At 39.5% G+C, this 16,253-nt stretch carries 21 protein-coding genes; 11 read left to right on the plus strand and 10 right to left on the minus strand.

Going from position 1 to position 16,253, the window contains the following annotated elements; translation table 11 throughout:
* From OD917_RS22435 to OD917_RS22445, 3 genes are all read left to right on the plus strand, one after another.
* On the plus strand, window positions 1–505 hold a 505-nt coding region (locus OD917_RS22435), incomplete at its 5' end, for a ferrochelatase (RefSeq protein WP_263525600.1).
* 60 nt (window positions 506–565) lie between these two features.
* On the plus strand, window positions 566–712 hold the full coding sequence (locus OD917_RS22440) for a hypothetical protein (protein WP_263525601.1): 147 nt from the start codon (window positions 566–568) through the stop codon (window positions 710–712).
* Window positions 699–884: a hypothetical protein gene (locus OD917_RS22445; RefSeq protein WP_263525602.1), complete on the plus strand. Its 186-nt coding sequence runs from the start codon at window positions 699–701 to the stop codon at window positions 882–884. Before OD917_RS22440 ends, OD917_RS22445 begins: the two co-directional genes overlap by 14 nt.
* A gap of 47 nt (window positions 885–931) precedes the next feature.
* On the opposite strand, the gene OD917_RS22450 is transcribed toward OD917_RS22445, so the two are convergent.
* The 4 genes from OD917_RS22450 to OD917_RS22470 all read right to left on the minus strand — a co-directional run bounded on the left by OD917_RS22450 (window position 932) and on the right by OD917_RS22470 (window position 4,865).
* The gene (locus OD917_RS22450) at window positions 932–1,468 is read right to left on the minus strand and encodes a response regulator (RefSeq protein WP_263525603.1); all 537 of its coding nucleotides are present in this window, start codon (window positions 1,466–1,468) and stop codon (window positions 932–934) included.
* A gap of 563 nt (window positions 1,469–2,031) precedes the next feature.
* Window positions 2,032–3,540, minus strand: a complete 1,509-nt coding sequence (locus OD917_RS22460) for an ATP-binding protein (RefSeq protein ID WP_263525604.1) — start codon at window positions 3,538–3,540, stop codon at window positions 2,032–2,034.
* A gap of 285 nt (window positions 3,541–3,825) precedes the next feature.
* A complete protein-coding gene (locus OD917_RS22465; RefSeq protein WP_263525605.1) occupies window positions 3,826–4,251 on the minus strand; it encodes a response regulator in 426 nt (141 codons plus the stop codon).
* Window positions 4,252–4,502: 251 nt separating this feature from the next.
* Window positions 4,503–4,865 (minus strand): helix-turn-helix transcriptional regulator, encoded by a 363-nt coding sequence (locus OD917_RS22470; protein WP_263525606.1) that lies wholly within the window; start codon window positions 4,863–4,865, stop codon window positions 4,503–4,505.
* 846 nt (window positions 4,866–5,711) lie between these two features.
* Here OD917_RS22470 and OD917_RS22475 point away from each other — a divergent pair.
* Window positions 5,712–5,903: a cold-shock protein gene (locus OD917_RS22475; RefSeq protein ID WP_263525607.1), complete on the plus strand. Its 192-nt coding sequence runs from the start codon at window positions 5,712–5,714 to the stop codon at window positions 5,901–5,903.
* Window positions 5,904–5,991: 88 nt separating this feature from the next.
* Here OD917_RS22475 and OD917_RS22480 read toward each other — a convergent pair whose 3' ends face one another.
* Window positions 5,992–6,555 carry a DUF2867 domain-containing protein gene (locus OD917_RS22480; RefSeq protein WP_263525608.1) on the minus strand — a complete coding sequence of 188 codons (564 nt, stop codon included), beginning with the start codon at window positions 6,553–6,555 and terminating at the stop codon, window positions 5,992–5,994.
* A 923-nt stretch (window positions 6,556–7,478) separates the two neighbouring features.
* On the opposite strand from OD917_RS22480, the gene OD917_RS22485 reads away from it, so the two are divergent.
* Both OD917_RS22485 and OD917_RS22490 read left to right on the plus strand, forming a co-directional pair.
* The gene (locus OD917_RS22485) at window positions 7,479–8,009 is read left to right on the plus strand and encodes an RNA polymerase sigma factor (RefSeq protein ID WP_263525609.1); all 531 of its coding nucleotides are present in this window, start codon (window positions 7,479–7,481) and stop codon (window positions 8,007–8,009) included.
* Window positions 8,009–8,797, plus strand: coding sequence for an anti-sigma factor (locus OD917_RS22490; protein WP_263525610.1), 789 nt, complete (start codon window positions 8,009–8,011; stop codon window positions 8,795–8,797). The genes OD917_RS22485 and OD917_RS22490 overlap by 1 nt, the downstream gene beginning before the upstream one ends.
* Window positions 8,798–9,460: 663 nt before the next feature.
* Here the strand turns inward: OD917_RS22490 and hemA are convergent.
* From hemA to OD917_RS22515, 5 genes are all read right to left on the minus strand, one after another.
* Window positions 9,461–10,765 (minus strand): glutamyl-tRNA reductase, encoded by a 1,305-nt coding sequence (hemA, locus tag OD917_RS22495; protein WP_263525611.1) that lies wholly within the window; start codon window positions 10,763–10,765, stop codon window positions 9,461–9,463.
* A 226-nt stretch (window positions 10,766–10,991) separates the two neighbouring features.
* Complete coding sequence (locus OD917_RS22500; protein ID WP_095955078.1) at window positions 10,992–11,582, minus strand: hypothetical protein; 591 nt, start codon at window positions 11,580–11,582, stop codon at window positions 10,992–10,994.
* Between the two features lie 20 nt (window positions 11,583–11,602).
* Complete coding sequence (locus OD917_RS22505; RefSeq protein ID WP_263525612.1) at window positions 11,603–12,037, minus strand: hypothetical protein; 435 nt, start codon at window positions 12,035–12,037, stop codon at window positions 11,603–11,605.
* Window positions 12,038–12,165: 128 nt separating this feature from the next.
* A complete protein-coding gene (locus OD917_RS22510; RefSeq protein WP_263525613.1) occupies window positions 12,166–13,005 on the minus strand; it encodes a DUF5777 family beta-barrel protein in 840 nt (279 codons plus the stop codon).
* A 27-nt stretch (window positions 13,006–13,032) separates the two neighbouring features.
* Window positions 13,033–13,422, minus strand: a complete 390-nt coding sequence (locus tag OD917_RS22515; RefSeq protein ID WP_263525614.1) for a hypothetical protein — start codon at window positions 13,420–13,422, stop codon at window positions 13,033–13,035.
* A 168-nt stretch (window positions 13,423–13,590) separates the two neighbouring features.
* Here OD917_RS22515 and OD917_RS22520 point away from each other — a divergent pair, with 168 nt between their 5' ends.
* From OD917_RS22520 to OD917_RS22540, 5 genes are all read left to right on the plus strand, one after another.
* The gene (locus OD917_RS22520) at window positions 13,591–13,959 is read left to right on the plus strand and encodes a hypothetical protein (protein WP_263525615.1); all 369 of its coding nucleotides are present in this window, start codon (window positions 13,591–13,593) and stop codon (window positions 13,957–13,959) included.
* 14 nt (window positions 13,960–13,973) lie between these two features.
* Complete coding sequence (locus OD917_RS22525; protein WP_263525616.1) at window positions 13,974–14,513, plus strand: YceI family protein; 540 nt, start codon at window positions 13,974–13,976, stop codon at window positions 14,511–14,513.
* A 48-nt stretch (window positions 14,514–14,561) separates the two neighbouring features.
* Window positions 14,562–15,113: a YceI family protein gene (locus tag OD917_RS22530; protein ID WP_263525617.1), complete on the plus strand. Its 552-nt coding sequence runs from the start codon at window positions 14,562–14,564 to the stop codon at window positions 15,111–15,113.
* A 47-nt stretch (window positions 15,114–15,160) separates the two neighbouring features.
* Window positions 15,161–16,051 (plus strand): AraC family transcriptional regulator, encoded by an 891-nt coding sequence (locus OD917_RS22535; protein ID WP_263525618.1) that lies wholly within the window; start codon window positions 15,161–15,163, stop codon window positions 16,049–16,051.
* A 91-nt stretch (window positions 16,052–16,142) separates the two neighbouring features.
* The coding region (locus OD917_RS22540; protein WP_263522999.1) for a ferrochelatase at window positions 16,143–16,253 on the plus strand (111 nt) is incomplete at its 3' end.

Here is a 16,253-nt window from a genome sequence, read left to right on the forward strand (position 1 = left end):
AATCCAAAAACATTTAGCCGGATTTGAATATGATCATCTATTGTTTTCATACCACGGAATTCCGGAGCGCCATATCCGCAAAGCTGATGTGACTAAATCCCACTGTAAAATTGACGGCTCCTGCTGCAGCACAGCGTCACCTGCGCATGATTTCTGCTATCGCCACCAATGTTACGAAACAACAAGACAAGCTGTAAAATTATTAGGGCTTCCTGCAGATAAATACAGTCTGACATTTCAATCGCGACTGGCGGGAGACAAATGGCTGGAACCTTATACCGATGTCGAAATTGACAGCATGCCGGCCAAAGGAATCAAGAGATTGGCAGTTGTAACGCCAGCTTTCGTTTCAGACTGTTTGGAGACTCTGGAAGAAATCGCAATGCGTGCCAAAGAAGATTTTCAGGCAAATGGAGGAAAAGAATTCCTGGCAATTCCTTGTCTGAATGATGGCGATGAATGGTGTGAGACTGTAGCGGGCTGGATTAATGATTGGGCAAAATAGATAATCGCAAAGGGATATCAGAACTGCATTTCATAATTTTTATCAGTTAAAACAATCATCATGCTCTGGCAAACTTCATCATCTGGCCTTAAAACAGATTGTTTGGATAAAATTAGGAAAATTGGCAGTGGCGATTTTGACAATCCATTAAGTGCGGGCATATTAAACCCTTCTCGTGCCGTTTCTTTGAAATATGAAGAAATTTAAAATTAAAAATACAGGCAAAGACAGCTGGCCGTTATCCCACAACGAGTTCCCAAAATTCACCTGCGACATTGAAGATAAAATATTCAATTGCCAGAGCATTGTCACAGGACTACCTGATCCTTTAGGGGATCTGAATGAAATACAGCTGCCACAGAAAATGGAAAATGCCTAAAGCACCATCACAGGGGAAAAATAAACGGATAACACTGGCAAGGCCGCTTAGAAGTCCCCCTGTGATATATTCTTTTCTGAAACAAAAAATAACTTTTTAACCGGGTTTAGCAAAGCTTTGGCCCAGTGCAGAAAGAACACCTTCTTTAGGACCATCACAAAGCCGCTGAAGGAATTCGGTTTCTGGACATAAAGGTCCGCCCCCTTCCCAAAGGCATCTTCAATGTCTGAAGGATGGTCCCAGGTGGAGAGCATAACGGCCGGGATGTCCCGAAGCTCATCGTCTTTCTTTATTTCTTCCAGCACCTGTTTCCCCCCCTTAACGGGCATATTGACATCAATAAAAATAATATCCGGATTGGGCTGGGAATCATCTCTCAAGCTATCCAGGAGCTGCTGCCCGTTCTCAACTGTAGTAACCTCAGAGGGGACATCGGTTTCCCCAAGGGCATCAATAAACAATTCCTGGTCCTCGGTGTCATCCTCGGCCAGCAGGATCTTTACAGGCTCTTTTTCATTTTCCCCCTCAGGGGCCGTGCTGGAATTATCGGAACTTATTATATTGGAGCGGTTTTTACCTGTCAAATGTAGCGCAAAAATGCTTAGAAGATTCCGATTGGCCGATAATATTGAAAGCGGCGGGATATCCGGCACATAAGGGCTCCTCAGATCATCATTCCCAGCTGTGCGTTATAAGGAAAAACGGTTTTTCGGATCTTTGGCGCCAAAACAAAAAAATGCCCGCCTGGGTACAGCAGGCAGGCATGGATAAAAAATCTTGGTCAAATTGAGTTAAGCTGGTTAATATATCGTTATGGTCTCAGAGAGGTTCTCACCGCTGATAAAGGCCGCAATATACTGCCGCACTTCATTTTGTTTATCTGGCGGGGTCTCAAAAGTATTGAGATGATACTGCTGGTCCTGGTCCATGATGTGGATAATCTCGGTATAGCCTTTTGAGATGAGGCTTCCTTTTAATTTAATTACCCTGAGCTGCTGGTGGGCTCCAGATCCTTTTTCACCCTGAATTGTACTTGTTTGTGCATTGTAAAAAATTCCGTTTATAAACCGCTCTGATTATAGATCAAATATAGTGATTAAAAAGGCTGCCCGGTCATGCCTGAATGTTAAAAAATATCCCGCATGGCCTAAAGCGTAGTGCTTTGCTGCTTTAAAGGCAGCACGACCGTAAAGACAGCACCCTTGTCCCTTTCCCCTGATGCTGTGATGGTCCCCCCGTGGCGCTCCACAATCTTTCTGCAGAGTGACAGCCCAAGGCCGCTGCCTTCATACTGGTCCTTGGAATGAAGGCGCTCAAAGGCCGTGAAGATCCGCTCGCTGTATGCCTTATCAATGCCGATTCCGTTGTCCTCAATGCACACCTGAACCAGATCCCCGCCGCTGCCCTGAACCAGACTGCTGCTGATAATGACCTTTGGAGGAATTTCCGCCCTTGAAAACTTAAGGGCATTGTGCACCAGGTTGTAGAAAAGCTGCTGGATCAGGATCCTTGCCCCTTGAATCTCAGGGAGCTCAGAGCTGATAAGTATCGCATTTTTCTCCTGTATGACCAGCTCAAGGTCAGTCTTGATCCCTTCCAGGATCCCGTTAAGGTCGATGCGCTCCACGGGCTGTTTTTTCTTGTCTGCGGCGGAATACGCCAGTATGCCTTCAATGACATTCTGCATTCTGTGGGCGGAATGTTCGATCTTTCCCATATACCATTCCAGCCTCTGGCTGAAATCGGACTGCATTTCACTACGCATCCGGCTGATAAAGGTTTTGACCTTGCGCACCGGCTCCCTGAGGTCATGGCTTACCAGATTGGCAAAATGCTGCAGATCGTCATTGGAACGGCGCAGCTCCTCGGTAGTGTCGCGTGCCTCTTTTCGAAGCTGCTCCTCCAGGGCTTTCTGACGCCCTATATCCTCGATAATGCCGGTAATTTTAACCGGTTCTCCGTTCTCATCCCTGATTATTTTGCCTGTAATATTAGTCCAGCGCAGAGATTTGTCCTCATTTATGATCCTGGCCTGATACGAAATAACCCCGCTCTGCTGGGCATCAAGGTGCGCCTTCTCACGCACTGCTATATCATCGGGATGAATCCTTGATATGATTTTTTCATTTGTAATGGTATCTTTTATATCCCAGATAGAACTGAAGTTGCCCGAAGTCACTATGGACTGGGACGGCATGTCTATTTCGTAGGTGCCCATCCCAGACGCCTCAACGGCCATGCGAAGCTGCTCTTCGGAACTCTGCACTTTTTCCTTTGCCAGATGAAGATCGGTGATATCCATCCCAGTGTTCATCACCCCATAGACAAGTCCCTGCTGATCGAAAAGGGGCATAAAGCAGTAATTGAAATAAAAAGTCTTCTGCTGCCCGTCAATTACAATATCCACCCTTTTATCCTTGGCATGAAATGCACTGCCGGTTCTATAAACCTCAAGGGCCTGTTCAAAAATGCGCTGCTTCCCAAGCTCGGGAAGCACCTCAATATAGCTTCGGCCAAGCACCTTATCGCCTTTGCCCCAGGTTTTGATCATCGCCAGATTGGCCAGTTCTATCTTTAATTCACTGCCGGTATACACCCCTATGGGCAGCGGGGCATTATCCACTATATCTCTTAAAAGCTGTAAAGTTCTTTTCATGGCTGCAGTCTATTTTTATAAACGAATATACAGGTTTTTAATGCCCGGGATGTTACATGCAGCTTTAAGATTATTTCATAATTTACACAGCAGAGGCCTGCCTTTGTCTTTACTGCAGGCTTTAGGGGAATAAAACAGATAAAAAAAACAGCCTAAGAAAAATGCCCTGCGACAAAATGCGGCACGGCGCCGTAAAAACATAATCTTCCAGTTTATGCTTCCATCTGTTTTTTTTAATGCAGTGCGGGCTGCTTTAAACCGCCGCCCCGATCAATTCAGGCCGCATCAGCTTAAAAGCAGACCGCGGCCCGCATGGGGATCTTCCCAGTCCATTTCCATAACCTTGATTATCAAGGATTTCAAATCCCTGTACAAGACAGGCTTTACGGCATAAGAATCTGCCCCCATAACAAGGGCACGCTCCACCTCGCGGGGATTTGCCGAGGTGGAAAAAATGATAACCCTGATGTCTTTTATATCTTCTCTGCCGCCGCGTATTTCTTTAAGGCATTCAAAACCATCTTTTAAAGGCATCTGCAGATCAAGAAGGATAAGGTCTGGGAGCGGGCCGGCCGGAGCAGAGAGGGCATCGATCAGCGCTTTGCCGCTTTCAAAAAGCCTCAGGCCCTCCAGAGGGAACATCTCATAGAAAAGCTCGGCAAAAATTTCCCTGTCATCGGGATCATCATCGGCAAAATAGATATTTTTCATAGTTTCTGGCACAATACGCCCCATTTTATCGGTAGGGCAGTTAAGGAATATTAGAATTTAAAAAGTCGTATCTAAAATCTATATTGACTTAAAACTTTAAAAATATCTGATTATGCAAAAGATTATTAATAGCTAAATATACACAATTTTCCCGGCATGTGAAGAAAAACAGGCCCCCAACTGCAGCCAATGCTTTTCCCCGTAGGGTTTTTAAGCCCCTGCTGCCTGCTGTCAGCCTGCGAAGAACCGTATTAAAGGCCCCCGAATTTATTTTTATAGACATTGAGCTCCCTGTCAGTTTTTTCCAGCAGTTTCTCCAGAAGGGCAATTTTGTCCGTGTAGAGCCTGTTTAAAGCGCTGTGCTGCCCTGCAGCGGCACTGCTTTTAAATCCAGGGTCCAGGTACCCGCTGATGTCAAAGCTTATGATATTTCTCACATCCATTTCAAAGACTGCGGCAATTTCTTCCAGCTTTTCAAAACTCACACTGCTTGAGCCTTTTTCAATTTTGCTGTAGCCCGCATGAGTCATATCAAGCCTTAAGGCCATATAGTGCTGGGTGTAATTTTTAAGCTCTCTTATCGTTTTTATATTCTCATTTATTCTGCTGTACATAAATTTGGATTTTACTGTGTTAGATTCACATGTCTGGTCTGGCATGCCGGATCAGGCATGACCGCAAAAAAATAATTCATAATCTCTTCTGCAATAACAAATGTTAACCCTTTGAGCTGTTTTGCCATGTACATGCCCCAAAGGGGTTTAGCTGTATCAAAAACAGCTGCACAGGCTCCAGCAAAACACTGCACTGGCGGTTATGCACTAAAAACAGCTATACGGGCCATCTGCCTCTTTTTGGAGGCCAACTGCCAAAAACAGCAGTCTTTTTTTATTGAAAAATAAAACAAAAAATAGAATTTCAGGCTTATCAGCAGTGCATTATTCCATTATTTATAATCGATGCTCTGCTGTTGGAAAAATTACGAAACTTATTAAAGACAATTGATAGAAAAGCTGTACTATTTTATGCGTTCAGCGGGCAAAAAACAAATGTATAGTAAAAACATTACATTTCATTAAGTATAATATCGGTTGGAAAAAAGTAAAATGCTATTTTTTTCAAAATTTAAAACACTCGAAAATACGGACTGTGAAATTTAAAAAAAACTGCCTCCTGCCTCCATACTTTCAGGATTAGCCAGTATAAGCGCCCGGCAGAGCGTAAAGGCGCCCGGATGCCAAAACAGCCGCAGTTCCGGAACACCGCACTATCCGGCTGGCCGCTCCTCTGAATATTCTTAACCTTTTTTAATTGCGGCAAAAAGAAATATAAAAAAGCATGCAGAAGAACAATTATGCTTTTAAACTTGCTGCCAAAAGTTAATAAAAGCACAAATTTATTCATTTTTTAACCTTTACCGCGTTTCAATAGACTACATTTGAACAAATTAAACAATTAAGATGCAGGAAGGTACAGTAAAATTCTTCAATGAAGAAAAAGGTTTCGGATTTATAACACCAAATAACGGAGGAAACGAAATTTTTGTCCATGTTTCAGGCCTATCGGAAAATATCCGTGAGAATGACCCGGTAAGGTACGAGGTAAAAGAAGGCCAAAAAGGGCCAAACGCAATAAATGTAGTGAAAGCTTAATATACTATAAAAACCACTTTGAAAAAGCATCTGTACATCACAGGTGCTTTTTTTTATAAACCAATACAGCAGCCATTTTCGATACTTGCTAGATTAATTTTTTAAGCATTCCCCCGAATATAAAACCATGAAAGGGAAACACGCAATACCTGTCGAGCCTGCCCATGAGCCCTCTGGGCTTAAAGGTTGCGGCCTGATATAAATCATTATTAATGATCTTAAATTCCAGCCAGGCCTCACCGGGCAGTTTCATTTCGGCGTATAAAATAAGTTTTCCCTCCGCTTTGTCCGCATACACCGCACGCCAGAAATCCAGCGCATCCCCGGGATGAAGCTCCTTTTTATGGGTCCTTACCCTTCTAAGGCCCACACCTTCAAAAACCTTGTCGATAAATCCCCGCAGATCCCAGAGCCAGTCCGCATAATACCATCCCGTTTCTCCGCCTATGGCCCAGATTCTGCCGATTGTATAATCTCTGTTTCGCACTGCTTTTTTTCTTCTGTCAATAAAGCACCCTTTTTTGGGCACCTTAAGATAGTGGGAAACATTTCCCTTGAAACGGCCGCTTATACGGGAATCTTTCCAGCTTGAAATTACCGCATCCCCATTGATTTTTACCAAAGCCTTTTCAAGGGCCTCTTTGTAAGGCATTGGGGTTACGCTCAGCAGCGCATTGATGCGGCTATCTCTGCAGACCACCTCCACCTTCATGCTGCTGACCAGAGCCGAAGCAAGCCTACAAGGAAGTGGAGGTAACAAAATAAAGCCAGTGAGACGATAATTTTGGAGTCACCACTGGCACGGTAAAAATATATCTTTTTAGTTTTTTAGCCCAGGCAAACCCCAGCAGCATTTCTTTATAGGCCAATATATCCGGACCGCCGATATCAAAACTCCCATGATAGGCCTTTTCATTGAGAAGTGAGCGGATCAGAAACTCCAGCACATCAGAAACCGCTATGGGCTGGCACCTGGTATTGAGCCATTTGGGGTGATATGATTTTATCAGCTCTTGCTCATTTTCAGATGCCGTTAAAAAATACTTTCCATCTTTACCAGCTCTATTAGCGCCATTTTTTTATTAATACAACTAAACAGGCTTTTATTCAAAGAATACGTTTTTATGCAAAAGATAAACTATCCGTTTCATATTGGTCTGTAAATGGCCGATAATCTGATCATCACTTAAATATTCCGGCCTTATCACTCTCATTATTGATTGCCGCTCAACTGAGGCAAAACTTGGTTTAATTCCTGTTCCAAATTCCCTATAAATTTAGTCCGTGCAGAATTCTGCCTGTCTGCACCAAAGCTTTATCGACAATGCCGCTAGATCGTCCTAAAAAAATAAAATAAATCTCGCAGGTGCAATTCCCAAACATTCGCAAAAGCCTGCAAAACAGCGGTGCGGGACAAAAACAGAAGCATAGCATAAACCTTTGAAAATTGGCTTTTTTTAGAGTGATGCCCTTTATTTCTGCTTTTGGATTATTTGCAAAAAAAATAAATTACCTTTATCGGGCATTGCCGCTTTATGAGAAATTAAAATTTATTTAAGCTTTAAATCCAATCCTATGAGCCAAGAAGAATTATTGGTGTTAATCCGCAAAAAAGATGAAAGGGCTTTCACCCATCTCTATGATATGTATTCAAAAAGCTTGTTTTCCGTCATTAATGTTCTGGTAAAAAACCGGGAAGAAGCCGAAGATGTCCTGCAGGAAGTCTTTGTAAAAATCTGGAAAAATATCGATTCTTATAACGAAAGCAAGGGGCGATTCTACACCTGGATCCTTAATATTGCAAGGAACACATCGATTGACAGGCTGCGGTCTAAAAATTTTAATAACAGCCAAAAAAACCTTTCTTCGGATAATTTCGTAAATCTGTTAGATGACAGTAATAAATTAGCTAATAAACTAGATGCAATTGGCATTCAGGAGTTCGTTAAAAAACTTAAACCAAAATGCATCGAGATTATTGATCTGCTATTCTTTAAAGGATATACCCAGCAGGAAGCTTCAGAAGAATTAGCTATACCTTTGGGAACTGTAAAGACACAAAACAGAAACTGTATCAATGACTTAAGGAATTATTTAAAGATATAATGGAAGCGAATCAATATATTGAATCAGGCATTTTAGAACTGTACGTTTACGGCCTGCTGACAGAAAAAGAGAACCTGGAAATTGCCGAACTGGCCAGAGAAAACCCTGAGATTGAAAGTGAAATCATTTCTATAGAAAAAGCTGTTTCGGCCTTATCATCTAGCTTCTCACCTTTCCATTCGGCTGCCAATTTCGAGAAAACAAAAGCGCGTTTAGAGCTTGACCATGGCAAAGTTGTCAATATAAGACCAGCATCAAAACGTCCGCAGTACTTGGGCTGGGCGGCTGCAGCATTAATGTTGTTAGGTTTTGGATATCAGACTTTAGAACTGGCAAAATCCAAACAGGCAGTATCTGAGGCTGGAGGGGAAAAAAATAAAATTGAAAGAGAATATGCTTTTTTAGACCAGCAGAATAAACAGACTGAGAAAAACCTGAGCATTGTAAGAGATATTAAAAACATAAACGTTGCTCTTGGCGGACAATCCGTATCTCCGGCATCATTTGCAAAAGTGTACTGGAACAGAGAAACAAAAACGACTTACGTCGACGCGGCAGGTCTGCCAAACCCTCCAAAAGGAATGGTTTACCAGGTTTGGTCTTTAAAACTAAGTCCGGTGCTTACCCCGACAAGTATTGGTCTGCTGGATAATTTTGAAGAAAACTCTCAAAAAATCTTCGCTGTAAGCCAAACCGATTCAGCTGAAGCTTTTGGCATCACGCTGGAACCTGCAGGGGGAAGCCCTACACCTACAATGGAGCAGCTTTATACTTTAGGAAAAGTCTAATTCTATAAAAAGTCCTAACTAAAAAGTGCATATTGATCCTGTTCAATATGCGCTTTTTGGGATTCAATACTGCACTCTGGCGGAACTTTACCCAAACCCCTTAGCCATAGTAAAAAAGCTAAAATCATCTTCCAAATTCACTTTAAAAATAAGATAAACTGAAGCGCAGCCTAAGTTAAAAGCCAACAGGATTCGAACACCAAAAATGGAATAGCCCCATACTCCTTTTATTTAAATTTCTATTTAATTGAAATAATGAAAATCCATTATAAATGGTTAACTATTTATAATTTATTGAATTTTCCGCTCTCACTCTCCGATTATCAATTATTGCTCAGCTGAGGCAAAAAATTAGTTTTCTCCTGAAGCGTTTGGTGCGACGGCCCACCTCTTTTATAACATGAATCAATGATGTGAGGTAATTTATAGTAGAAAAGCTAATTATAAAATTAATTAATAATTATGTAATTATCACCAAATCAATTAGTCTAACTTTACAAAATGGGGAATTGATTACTCCCATGCAGAATTAAGTAAACATTTTTTGGAAGATTATGTTTATGGACAAGCCCGTCGCAGCGTGCACCGCAGATGACGGGTTCTATTTTTGCATGGCTTGTTTCAGTACTCTGGTAAGCTTTGAAACTGAAGCTGATTAAGCATTTATGACAGATTGATTTTGTATTTTTCTTCTATTGGCGAAGAAGCCTTATTCGATGCAAGCTGTCCTATCTGAAATACTTTTTCAATAAATTCAATGCTTTGATCCACTGAAGTGTTTTCATTTTTTAAATGGCTCGCAAAATGGTTTGTTAATTTTTGAATAATTCTTGAACTGATTAAATCCATCTGTGCATCATCAAAATGGGTTGTTTTCCTTTTTTGAAAAGCAAATTCTGCTGATACAATATCATTTAGCTTGGATTTTAAGGCATGAATAGTCGGAGCACATTTTCGGCCGTTTACCCAGGTATTCAGTTCTAATTTCAGATCATCAATAATGGCTTCTGCAGCAGGAATATGCTGTTTTCTTCTTTCCAGCGTGTCATCCGTAATTTGAGACAGATCATCCAGATGTATTAAAGTTACACCGGGGATTTCTTCTACATTGGCATCTACATTGCGCGGGATGGATAAATCCAGAATCAATAAGGGTTTCCGTAAAGCAAGAGATGTTTTGTCAATAGTCGGATTTTGTGCTCCTGTAGCTACAACCAGCACATCGGCCTGCTGCAGTTCTTCTTTTAAATCAGCATAATCTTTTACAATAACATTCAGCTTGCCAGCCAGTAATTCGGCTTTGTTTTTTGTTCTGTTTATAAGGGCAATATGACTGTTTTTAGTATGTTTTACTAAGTTTTCACATGTATTTCTTCCTATTTTCCCCGTTCCGAATAACAAAATATTTTTGTTTCCAATATCCGCCACATTTCGGATGATATACTGCACTGATGCAAAAGAAACTGACGTTGCACCGGAAGAAATTTGCGTCTGCGTTTTAACTTTTTTGCTCGCCTGAATAACTGTATTTACCAACCGGTCCAGAAATGTATTTACCAAACCTTCCCGTTTACTATTGCTAAAGGCGGTTTTAATCTGGCTGATGATTTCAAAATCACCCAGAATCTGACTGTCTAAACCTGTTCCTACCCGGAACATATGGCTGACAGCTTCTTCATTCTTATATATATAAGCAGCCTGCTGAAATTCTTCTACAGAGCCATTGCTGTTCTCGCAAAGCAGTTTGATGAGTTGATAAGGATGATGGGCAAAACCATAAATTTCAGTTCTATTGCAGGTAGAAGTAACAACCAGTGATTCTATGCCTTCTGCCTTGGCCTGCTGCAATAAATCAGATTGTGCCTGGGCATCTAGACTAAATTTTCCTCTAATAACTGCATCTGCTTTCTTGTAGCTTAACCCCAATGCATAAAAAGTGGTGGATCTGGACATAGTAAAATTTTCCATATTTATGGTTTCCTTAAAAGGTTCAAAAATTAGTACCTGCAGATTTATATAACAGCGCCGGAAATGCTTTTTAGATCACTACGGAATAAATGGATTTAAACTGCGGTTTTAGATAATTTCCAGGTATTATAAAGCTAACTAACAGGTTTTGAAAAATATTTATATACTTCAAATAGTATTGAAATATAAAACGCTGCCTTTTTCAGGCAGCGTTTTGAGAAGAAATTTATTTTTGAACTATAGGAGTTCTCAATGATTCCAAAACAGCAACAATATCAGTATAAAGTTCTGTATTCGAAGCAACGCCATTCGCATTGGCCGCAGCTCCAACATATCCTTCAAATTTCGTATAATCTGCACTGCTTGATTTTGTTCCCATACGAGGATTTTTTGCAGGATCATGCGCAGCCGACATACTCAAACCAGAATATGTATTTACAGCATTTGTTCCTCCCGTATTAAAGGAAAAGAAATCAGTAAGGTTATCTGATAATTTAGCAATATTGGTAGACTGGGTAGTTCCAGTTTCTGCTAATAAAGGGGCAAAATGTGCCTGCAGATTACCTGACGCGTTCGATTGGATATCAGCAACAATCAATCCGATAGTTGAATTTACCACTTTGCGGAAACTCAAACGTCCCTGCTCGATCATCTGGCCGGAATTATCAGGATCAGAAACCATTTTAGTTCCGCCTAATCGCTCATAGATAGAAGCCTTAACTGGTGCTGGGGTTTCATCGTCATTACTGCTGCAGGAAATCATAGCTGCCGATGCAGCAATTAGTACACTAAGTGTAAGTTTTGAATAAACTTTCATAAATTTAAAGTATTAAAGGGTTAATTAAAAAAACGATTTATTTTTTGAGACAGTCTATAGCTCAAACTATTTTGATTCATTGGGCATACTTCTTTGTCTGCTAAATTTGCCGGCAGTATATAACGCTGCGCATCATAACTTCCTTTAGCCATCAGCTCATTGAAAACTTTCTCCGAGTTTGTAATTTTATTATTATGGAAGTACACCACAACATTTCTCTTAACAATGATAGAGTCTGATGTCAGGCCTTTTATGCTTCTCAGGTCGGCACAGATTTTTCTGGCCTGCAGAGAATCGATGTCTGATTTAAAATCGATTCTGCTTACCTGAAGATTCGGGGTGTCATAAACGGGCGGTTTGGCCGTTATAATGTGAAAAAGCAAAATCGCGGCAAACAGTACAAATATTACGCTCAGAATTAAAAGTCCTTTTTTGATTATTTTATTAGTTTTCATAATTTTTACGGTTTTAAAATTATCTACGTGTACTTTAGCCCTGCGGTTTTAGAAATAATCGAAAATTATCCAATTTAGAATCGTTTTAAATACAGAAATTACCTAATAATTTAATTATAAAGCAGATACTAGAAAACCCGGGCAAGATTAAATCCAAAAAATATATCTCCTTTTGTCCAGTCGCCAGTGGTTCTTCCCAGATATCCAGCTTCATCAATTGCCTGTGAACTGGTAAAATGCATCTGAAAAACATGTCCGCCGGTTTCCAGATCAAAACCTATAGATAATGGGTTTTTATAAAGAGAATTTGGCGCCCTGTTTAAATGCGCCGCATAATCCATATTTAAAGACCAGCGCTTAGCGAATTTATACCTTCCTCCAAATCCTATGGCATATTGGGAATTGCTTTGGTCTACGTCATCAACAAAGTTTTGATGAAAGAATGACGGCACAATTTCTAAAGATAGCTTTTCAGAAAATTTTCTGGAAATCAGCAGCTGCACAACATAAGTAAGCCTGTCTTTAAATTGAAGTTTAGGATAAAGGCTTTCTTTTAATGTATTGTTGATAGACAAACTATTAAACCCGGCTATAGTAACAGGAAAACCGTCTTTTATTTGAGGAAACAGCATATACTTTATCGCAAAATCGTAAGCAAATTCACTTCTGGCGGCACTTACGTTGAGTCCATTTTTTAGACCGTAAATAAATTTAATCTGCGTATTGGCATTATCGAGTCCGTAAAACCCTTCAAAGCCGTCTTTAATTGAGCCGAAACGGTGTGCAACAACAAAATACAAATCGCCTTTTGCTGCCAATTTTGTAGATTCGAGATTAACAATTTTTAAGGCTTTGAATGCAGAGGTCACTTTTTCTTTTGCAGAAGGAGTTTCTACTCCAGACAATAAATCGGTTTGGGAAAAGGTTAAAAGCGGAAATAAAAAAAATAATAGAATAAAGTTTTTCATGTGGTTAGTTTTAAATTGTTATTTGCATTAGTGTACAACTGAAGATTGGTCTATTTTAAATTCCTGGAGCAGTTCGTCATATCCTAAAAAACGCCCTTTAATTTTTAGGTTTTTCCCGGATATAATATTTTGCGGCAAACGACCTTTGAATGTCACAAATACTTTTTCGCCCATAACAATTCCATTGCCGGCTTTATCGATACTAGTTACCCTTGCAGATAGTTCAATTGTTTTGTCCTGATATTTGATGTAAGCCAGAGAGTCGTTTGAAGTAAACTCTCTCTCCAGTCCGCTGACCGTTACAGCATAATCGGCAGTTTCCGATTCTACATCCCTATGTCCTTTGTAGAGGTAGAGGTACGCCGAAATTCCGATTATTATAAAAAGTGAAATTGCAATTAGTATTTTTTTTCTCATGATTAATTTTTAGCATTTGGTTTTATCTACGTTAAAAAATGCCTGTTGGATTTAAACCATTAAATATGCCTCCTTCGAAATCTGGATTATTCATTTCATCGTATATAATTTTGAAATGCCTCGTAATTCTTAAGGTCATGCATTTATTTATAACTAAAAACCAATCTTATGAATCTAAAAACCCTTCTGGCCATCTCATCATTAGCTTCAATCTTTGTAAGCTGTGCCAATGACGATCCAAGCACCCTAAGCGACACTGCACCAATTAATGGTTTGGCAGCATACAGGCAAAATGTAAAATCTATTATTGATAATAACTGTATTGTGTGCCATGCAGCAGTTCCTAAAAATGGAGCGCCGATGTCTTTAGTTACTTATGAACAGGTGAAAAATGCAGTTTTAAATAGAGGACTGCTTACAAGAATTTCTTTAGAAAACGGAGATAGTTCCCTCATGCCCCAGGGAGGCCCAAGACTGCCCCAAACCACTATAGAGATTATAAATAAATGGAATCAGGATGGATTATTAGAACAATAATCCAGAACAAGAACATGAAGAAAATCATAACAATGCCAATGATATTGGCTTCTTTCATTGTTTTTTCACAGGAAAAAATAATAACCAAATCAGCGGCAATAACCCTTGAAGCTTCCGTTCCTTCTTTTCAGCCTGTTGTTGGAACTAACAGCAGCGTAACTTTTGTTTTAAATCCCGTAACAGGAGAAGTGGCAAGTCTTGCATTAATGAAAGGATTCCAGTTTGAAATGGCATTGATGGAAGAACATTTTAATGAAAATTACATGGAAACCGATAAGTATCCAAAAGCAGTTTTCAGAGGACAAATCGAAGGTTTCGACATTAGAAGTCTAACAGAAGATTATAAAGATTATACCATAAAAGGAAAATTAGAAGTGCATGGAAAATCCAAGGATATAAGTGCCGATGCAAAAATTACAAGATCGGGTTCCAGAGTCACCTTTATATCTGATTTTGAAGTAAATGCAAGTGATTTCAACATTCCGATTCCAGCGCTTATTAAATATAAACTGGATAATAAAGTCAAAATTCAAATTATTGCAGTTTTAAAATAAGAGCTGCACAAAATAGATAATTATTAAAAAAAAATAAAGGCAAAATAAATGAAAAAAACAATACTTATTGCAATGCTGTGTGTCTGCGCTGTCGGTGTATCACAAGAAAAAATGGTCAGTAAATCGGCAAAAGTTACCTTTGAAGCTTCCGTTCCTTCTTTTGAAGAAGTTAAGGCAGTAAATAAGAATGTTACTTTTGTTTTGAATCCAGCAACAGGAGAGATTGCAAGTTTAGCACTGATGAAAGGTTTCCAATTTAAGGTTGCCTTAATGGAAGAACACTTTAATGAAAATTATATTGAAAGCGACCAGTATCCAAAAGCCGTATTTAAAGGAAAAATAGAAGGATTTGATCTTCAAAGCCTAAGCGCAGATGCTAAGGATTTTATCATTAAAGGCAAATTAGAACTCCACGGTAAATCCAGGGATATAAATACTGCTGCAAAGATAAGCAAATCACTATCAGGGGTCAGCATTTCATGTAATTTCAGCGTAAATGCCAGTGATTTTAATATTGAAATCCCCAATTTGGTTAAAAGCAAGCTTTCCAATAAAATAAATATCCAGGTTTCCGCAGTCTTAGGTGCAAAAAGACAATAACCTCCTAAACACTATTTTCAAAAGTCAGTAATTTTTATATCAAAAAAATGGAGGAAGAAATACAAATTGAGGACGGCCTTACCCTTATCCGTTTCCAGAACGACAGTCCAGAATTTTTTTCTGCACAGCACGAAATAGGTGCCGGCCTGATACAGTTTCATTTCGGACTAAAAGGCAATGCATTTATTTTGTCCAGTCAGGATCATTGCACTTTAGAATTGAAAGAGGAAAAATCACTGATATTGTGCAATCTGCAGCAGCAGTCATTGCTTAAGTTAGAACTTTCTCCAAATTCATGGGTGATTTCTGTTATTGTTTCGATTAATAAATTTCACTCGTTATTTTCCGTTCAGGCAGATTATATTACTATTTTAAGCCCCGATAAGAAGAAAAAAAAGTATTATACCGAAGGGAACATCAGTCCTTCTATGGCTGTTGTTTTGAGCCAGCTGTTTCATTACAGCCTTCACCCTTCCCTAAAGAACCTTTATTACAAAGGAAAAGGATATGAATTATTGAGTCTGTATTTCAATAAAATGGAAGATCCAAACGCAGTGCAATGTCCATTTTTGACTGATGAAGATAACGTGCTGAAAATCAAAAAGGCCAGAGAAATACTTATCGCCAATATGGCCGAACCACCAGGACTGCAGCAGTTGGCAGATGAAATTGGACTGAATATGAAAAAATTAAAAACAGGTTTCAAACAAATTTACGGAGATACGGTTTATGGTTTTCTCTTTGACTACAAAATGGATTTTGCCCTAAAACTATTGGACAGCGGTTCTTACAATGTAAATGAAGTCGGCCTGAAAATAGGATACAGCACCGGAAGCCATTTTATTGCGGGATTCAAGAAAAAATTTTCCACAACCCCAAAAAGATATCTAATGTCCATTAATACCAATCATAAAAACAGTATCGCTTTTATAGATTAGGGCATAAATAAAAATATATTGATTAATTTCTAAGAAGCGGCAAGCACTAAGTTTGAGGAAAATTAAAACAAAGCTTAAAACAAAAACGATAATGAAAGGCGTATTAATAGTAAACTTAGGATCACCAGAGAGTCCAACAGCAAAAGATGTGAAACCGTATTTAGATGAATTTTTAATGGACAAATATGTAATAGACTTTCCA

This window comes from Flavobacterium sp. SH_e, from assembly GCF_025717045.1.
Classification (GTDB): Bacteria; Bacteroidota; Bacteroidia; order Flavobacteriales; family Flavobacteriaceae; genus Flavobacterium.

Excerpts from the sequence above, each read along its gene's own strand:
- hemA (WP_263525611.1), bottom strand. The coding sequence starts at position 10,765 with ATGGAAAATTTTACTATGTCCAGATCCACCACTTTTTATGCATTGGGG.
- OD917_RS22530 (WP_263525617.1), top strand. The coding sequence starts at position 14,562 with ATGAAAAAAACAATACTTATTGCAATGCTGTGTGTCTGCGCTGTCGGT.
- OD917_RS22480 (WP_263525608.1), bottom strand. The coding sequence starts at position 6,555 with ATGCCTTACAAAGAGGCCCTTGAAAAGGCTTTGGTAAAAATCAATGGG.
- OD917_RS22460 (WP_263525604.1), bottom strand. The coding sequence starts at position 3,540 with ATGAAAAGAACTTTACAGCTTTTAAGAGATATAGTGGATAATGCCCCG.
- OD917_RS22465 (WP_263525605.1), bottom strand. The coding sequence starts at position 4,251 with ATGAAAAATATCTATTTTGCCGATGATGATCCCGATGACAGGGAAATT.
- OD917_RS22525 (WP_263525616.1), top strand. The coding sequence starts at position 13,974 with ATGAAGAAAATCATAACAATGCCAATGATATTGGCTTCTTTCATTGTT.
- OD917_RS22510 (WP_263525613.1), bottom strand. The coding sequence starts at position 13,005 with ATGAAAAACTTTATTCTATTATTTTTTTTATTTCCGCTTTTAACCTTT.
- OD917_RS22485 (WP_263525609.1), top strand. The coding sequence starts at position 7,479 with ATGAGCCAAGAAGAATTATTGGTGTTAATCCGCAAAAAAGATGAAAGG.
- OD917_RS22475 (WP_263525607.1), top strand. The coding sequence starts at position 5,712 with ATGCAGGAAGGTACAGTAAAATTCTTCAATGAAGAAAAAGGTTTCGGA.
- OD917_RS22535 (WP_263525618.1), top strand. The coding sequence starts at position 15,161 with ATGGAGGAAGAAATACAAATTGAGGACGGCCTTACCCTTATCCGTTTC.
- OD917_RS22470 (WP_263525606.1), bottom strand. The coding sequence starts at position 4,865 with ATGTACAGCAGAATAAATGAGAATATAAAAACGATAAGAGAGCTTAAA.
- OD917_RS22500 (WP_095955078.1), bottom strand. The coding sequence starts at position 11,582 with ATGAAAGTTTATTCAAAACTTACACTTAGTGTACTAATTGCTGCATCG.
- OD917_RS22520 (WP_263525615.1), top strand. The coding sequence starts at position 13,591 with ATGAATCTAAAAACCCTTCTGGCCATCTCATCATTAGCTTCAATCTTT.
- OD917_RS22505 (WP_263525612.1), bottom strand. The coding sequence starts at position 12,037 with ATGAAAACTAATAAAATAATCAAAAAAGGACTTTTAATTCTGAGCGTA.
- OD917_RS22445 (WP_263525602.1), top strand. The coding sequence starts at position 699 with ATGAAGAAATTTAAAATTAAAAATACAGGCAAAGACAGCTGGCCGTTA.
- OD917_RS22490 (WP_263525610.1), top strand. The coding sequence starts at position 8,009 with ATGGAAGCGAATCAATATATTGAATCAGGCATTTTAGAACTGTACGTT.
- OD917_RS22440 (WP_263525601.1), top strand. The coding sequence starts at position 566 with ATGCTCTGGCAAACTTCATCATCTGGCCTTAAAACAGATTGTTTGGAT.
- OD917_RS22515 (WP_263525614.1), bottom strand. The coding sequence starts at position 13,422 with ATGAGAAAAAAAATACTAATTGCAATTTCACTTTTTATAATAATCGGA.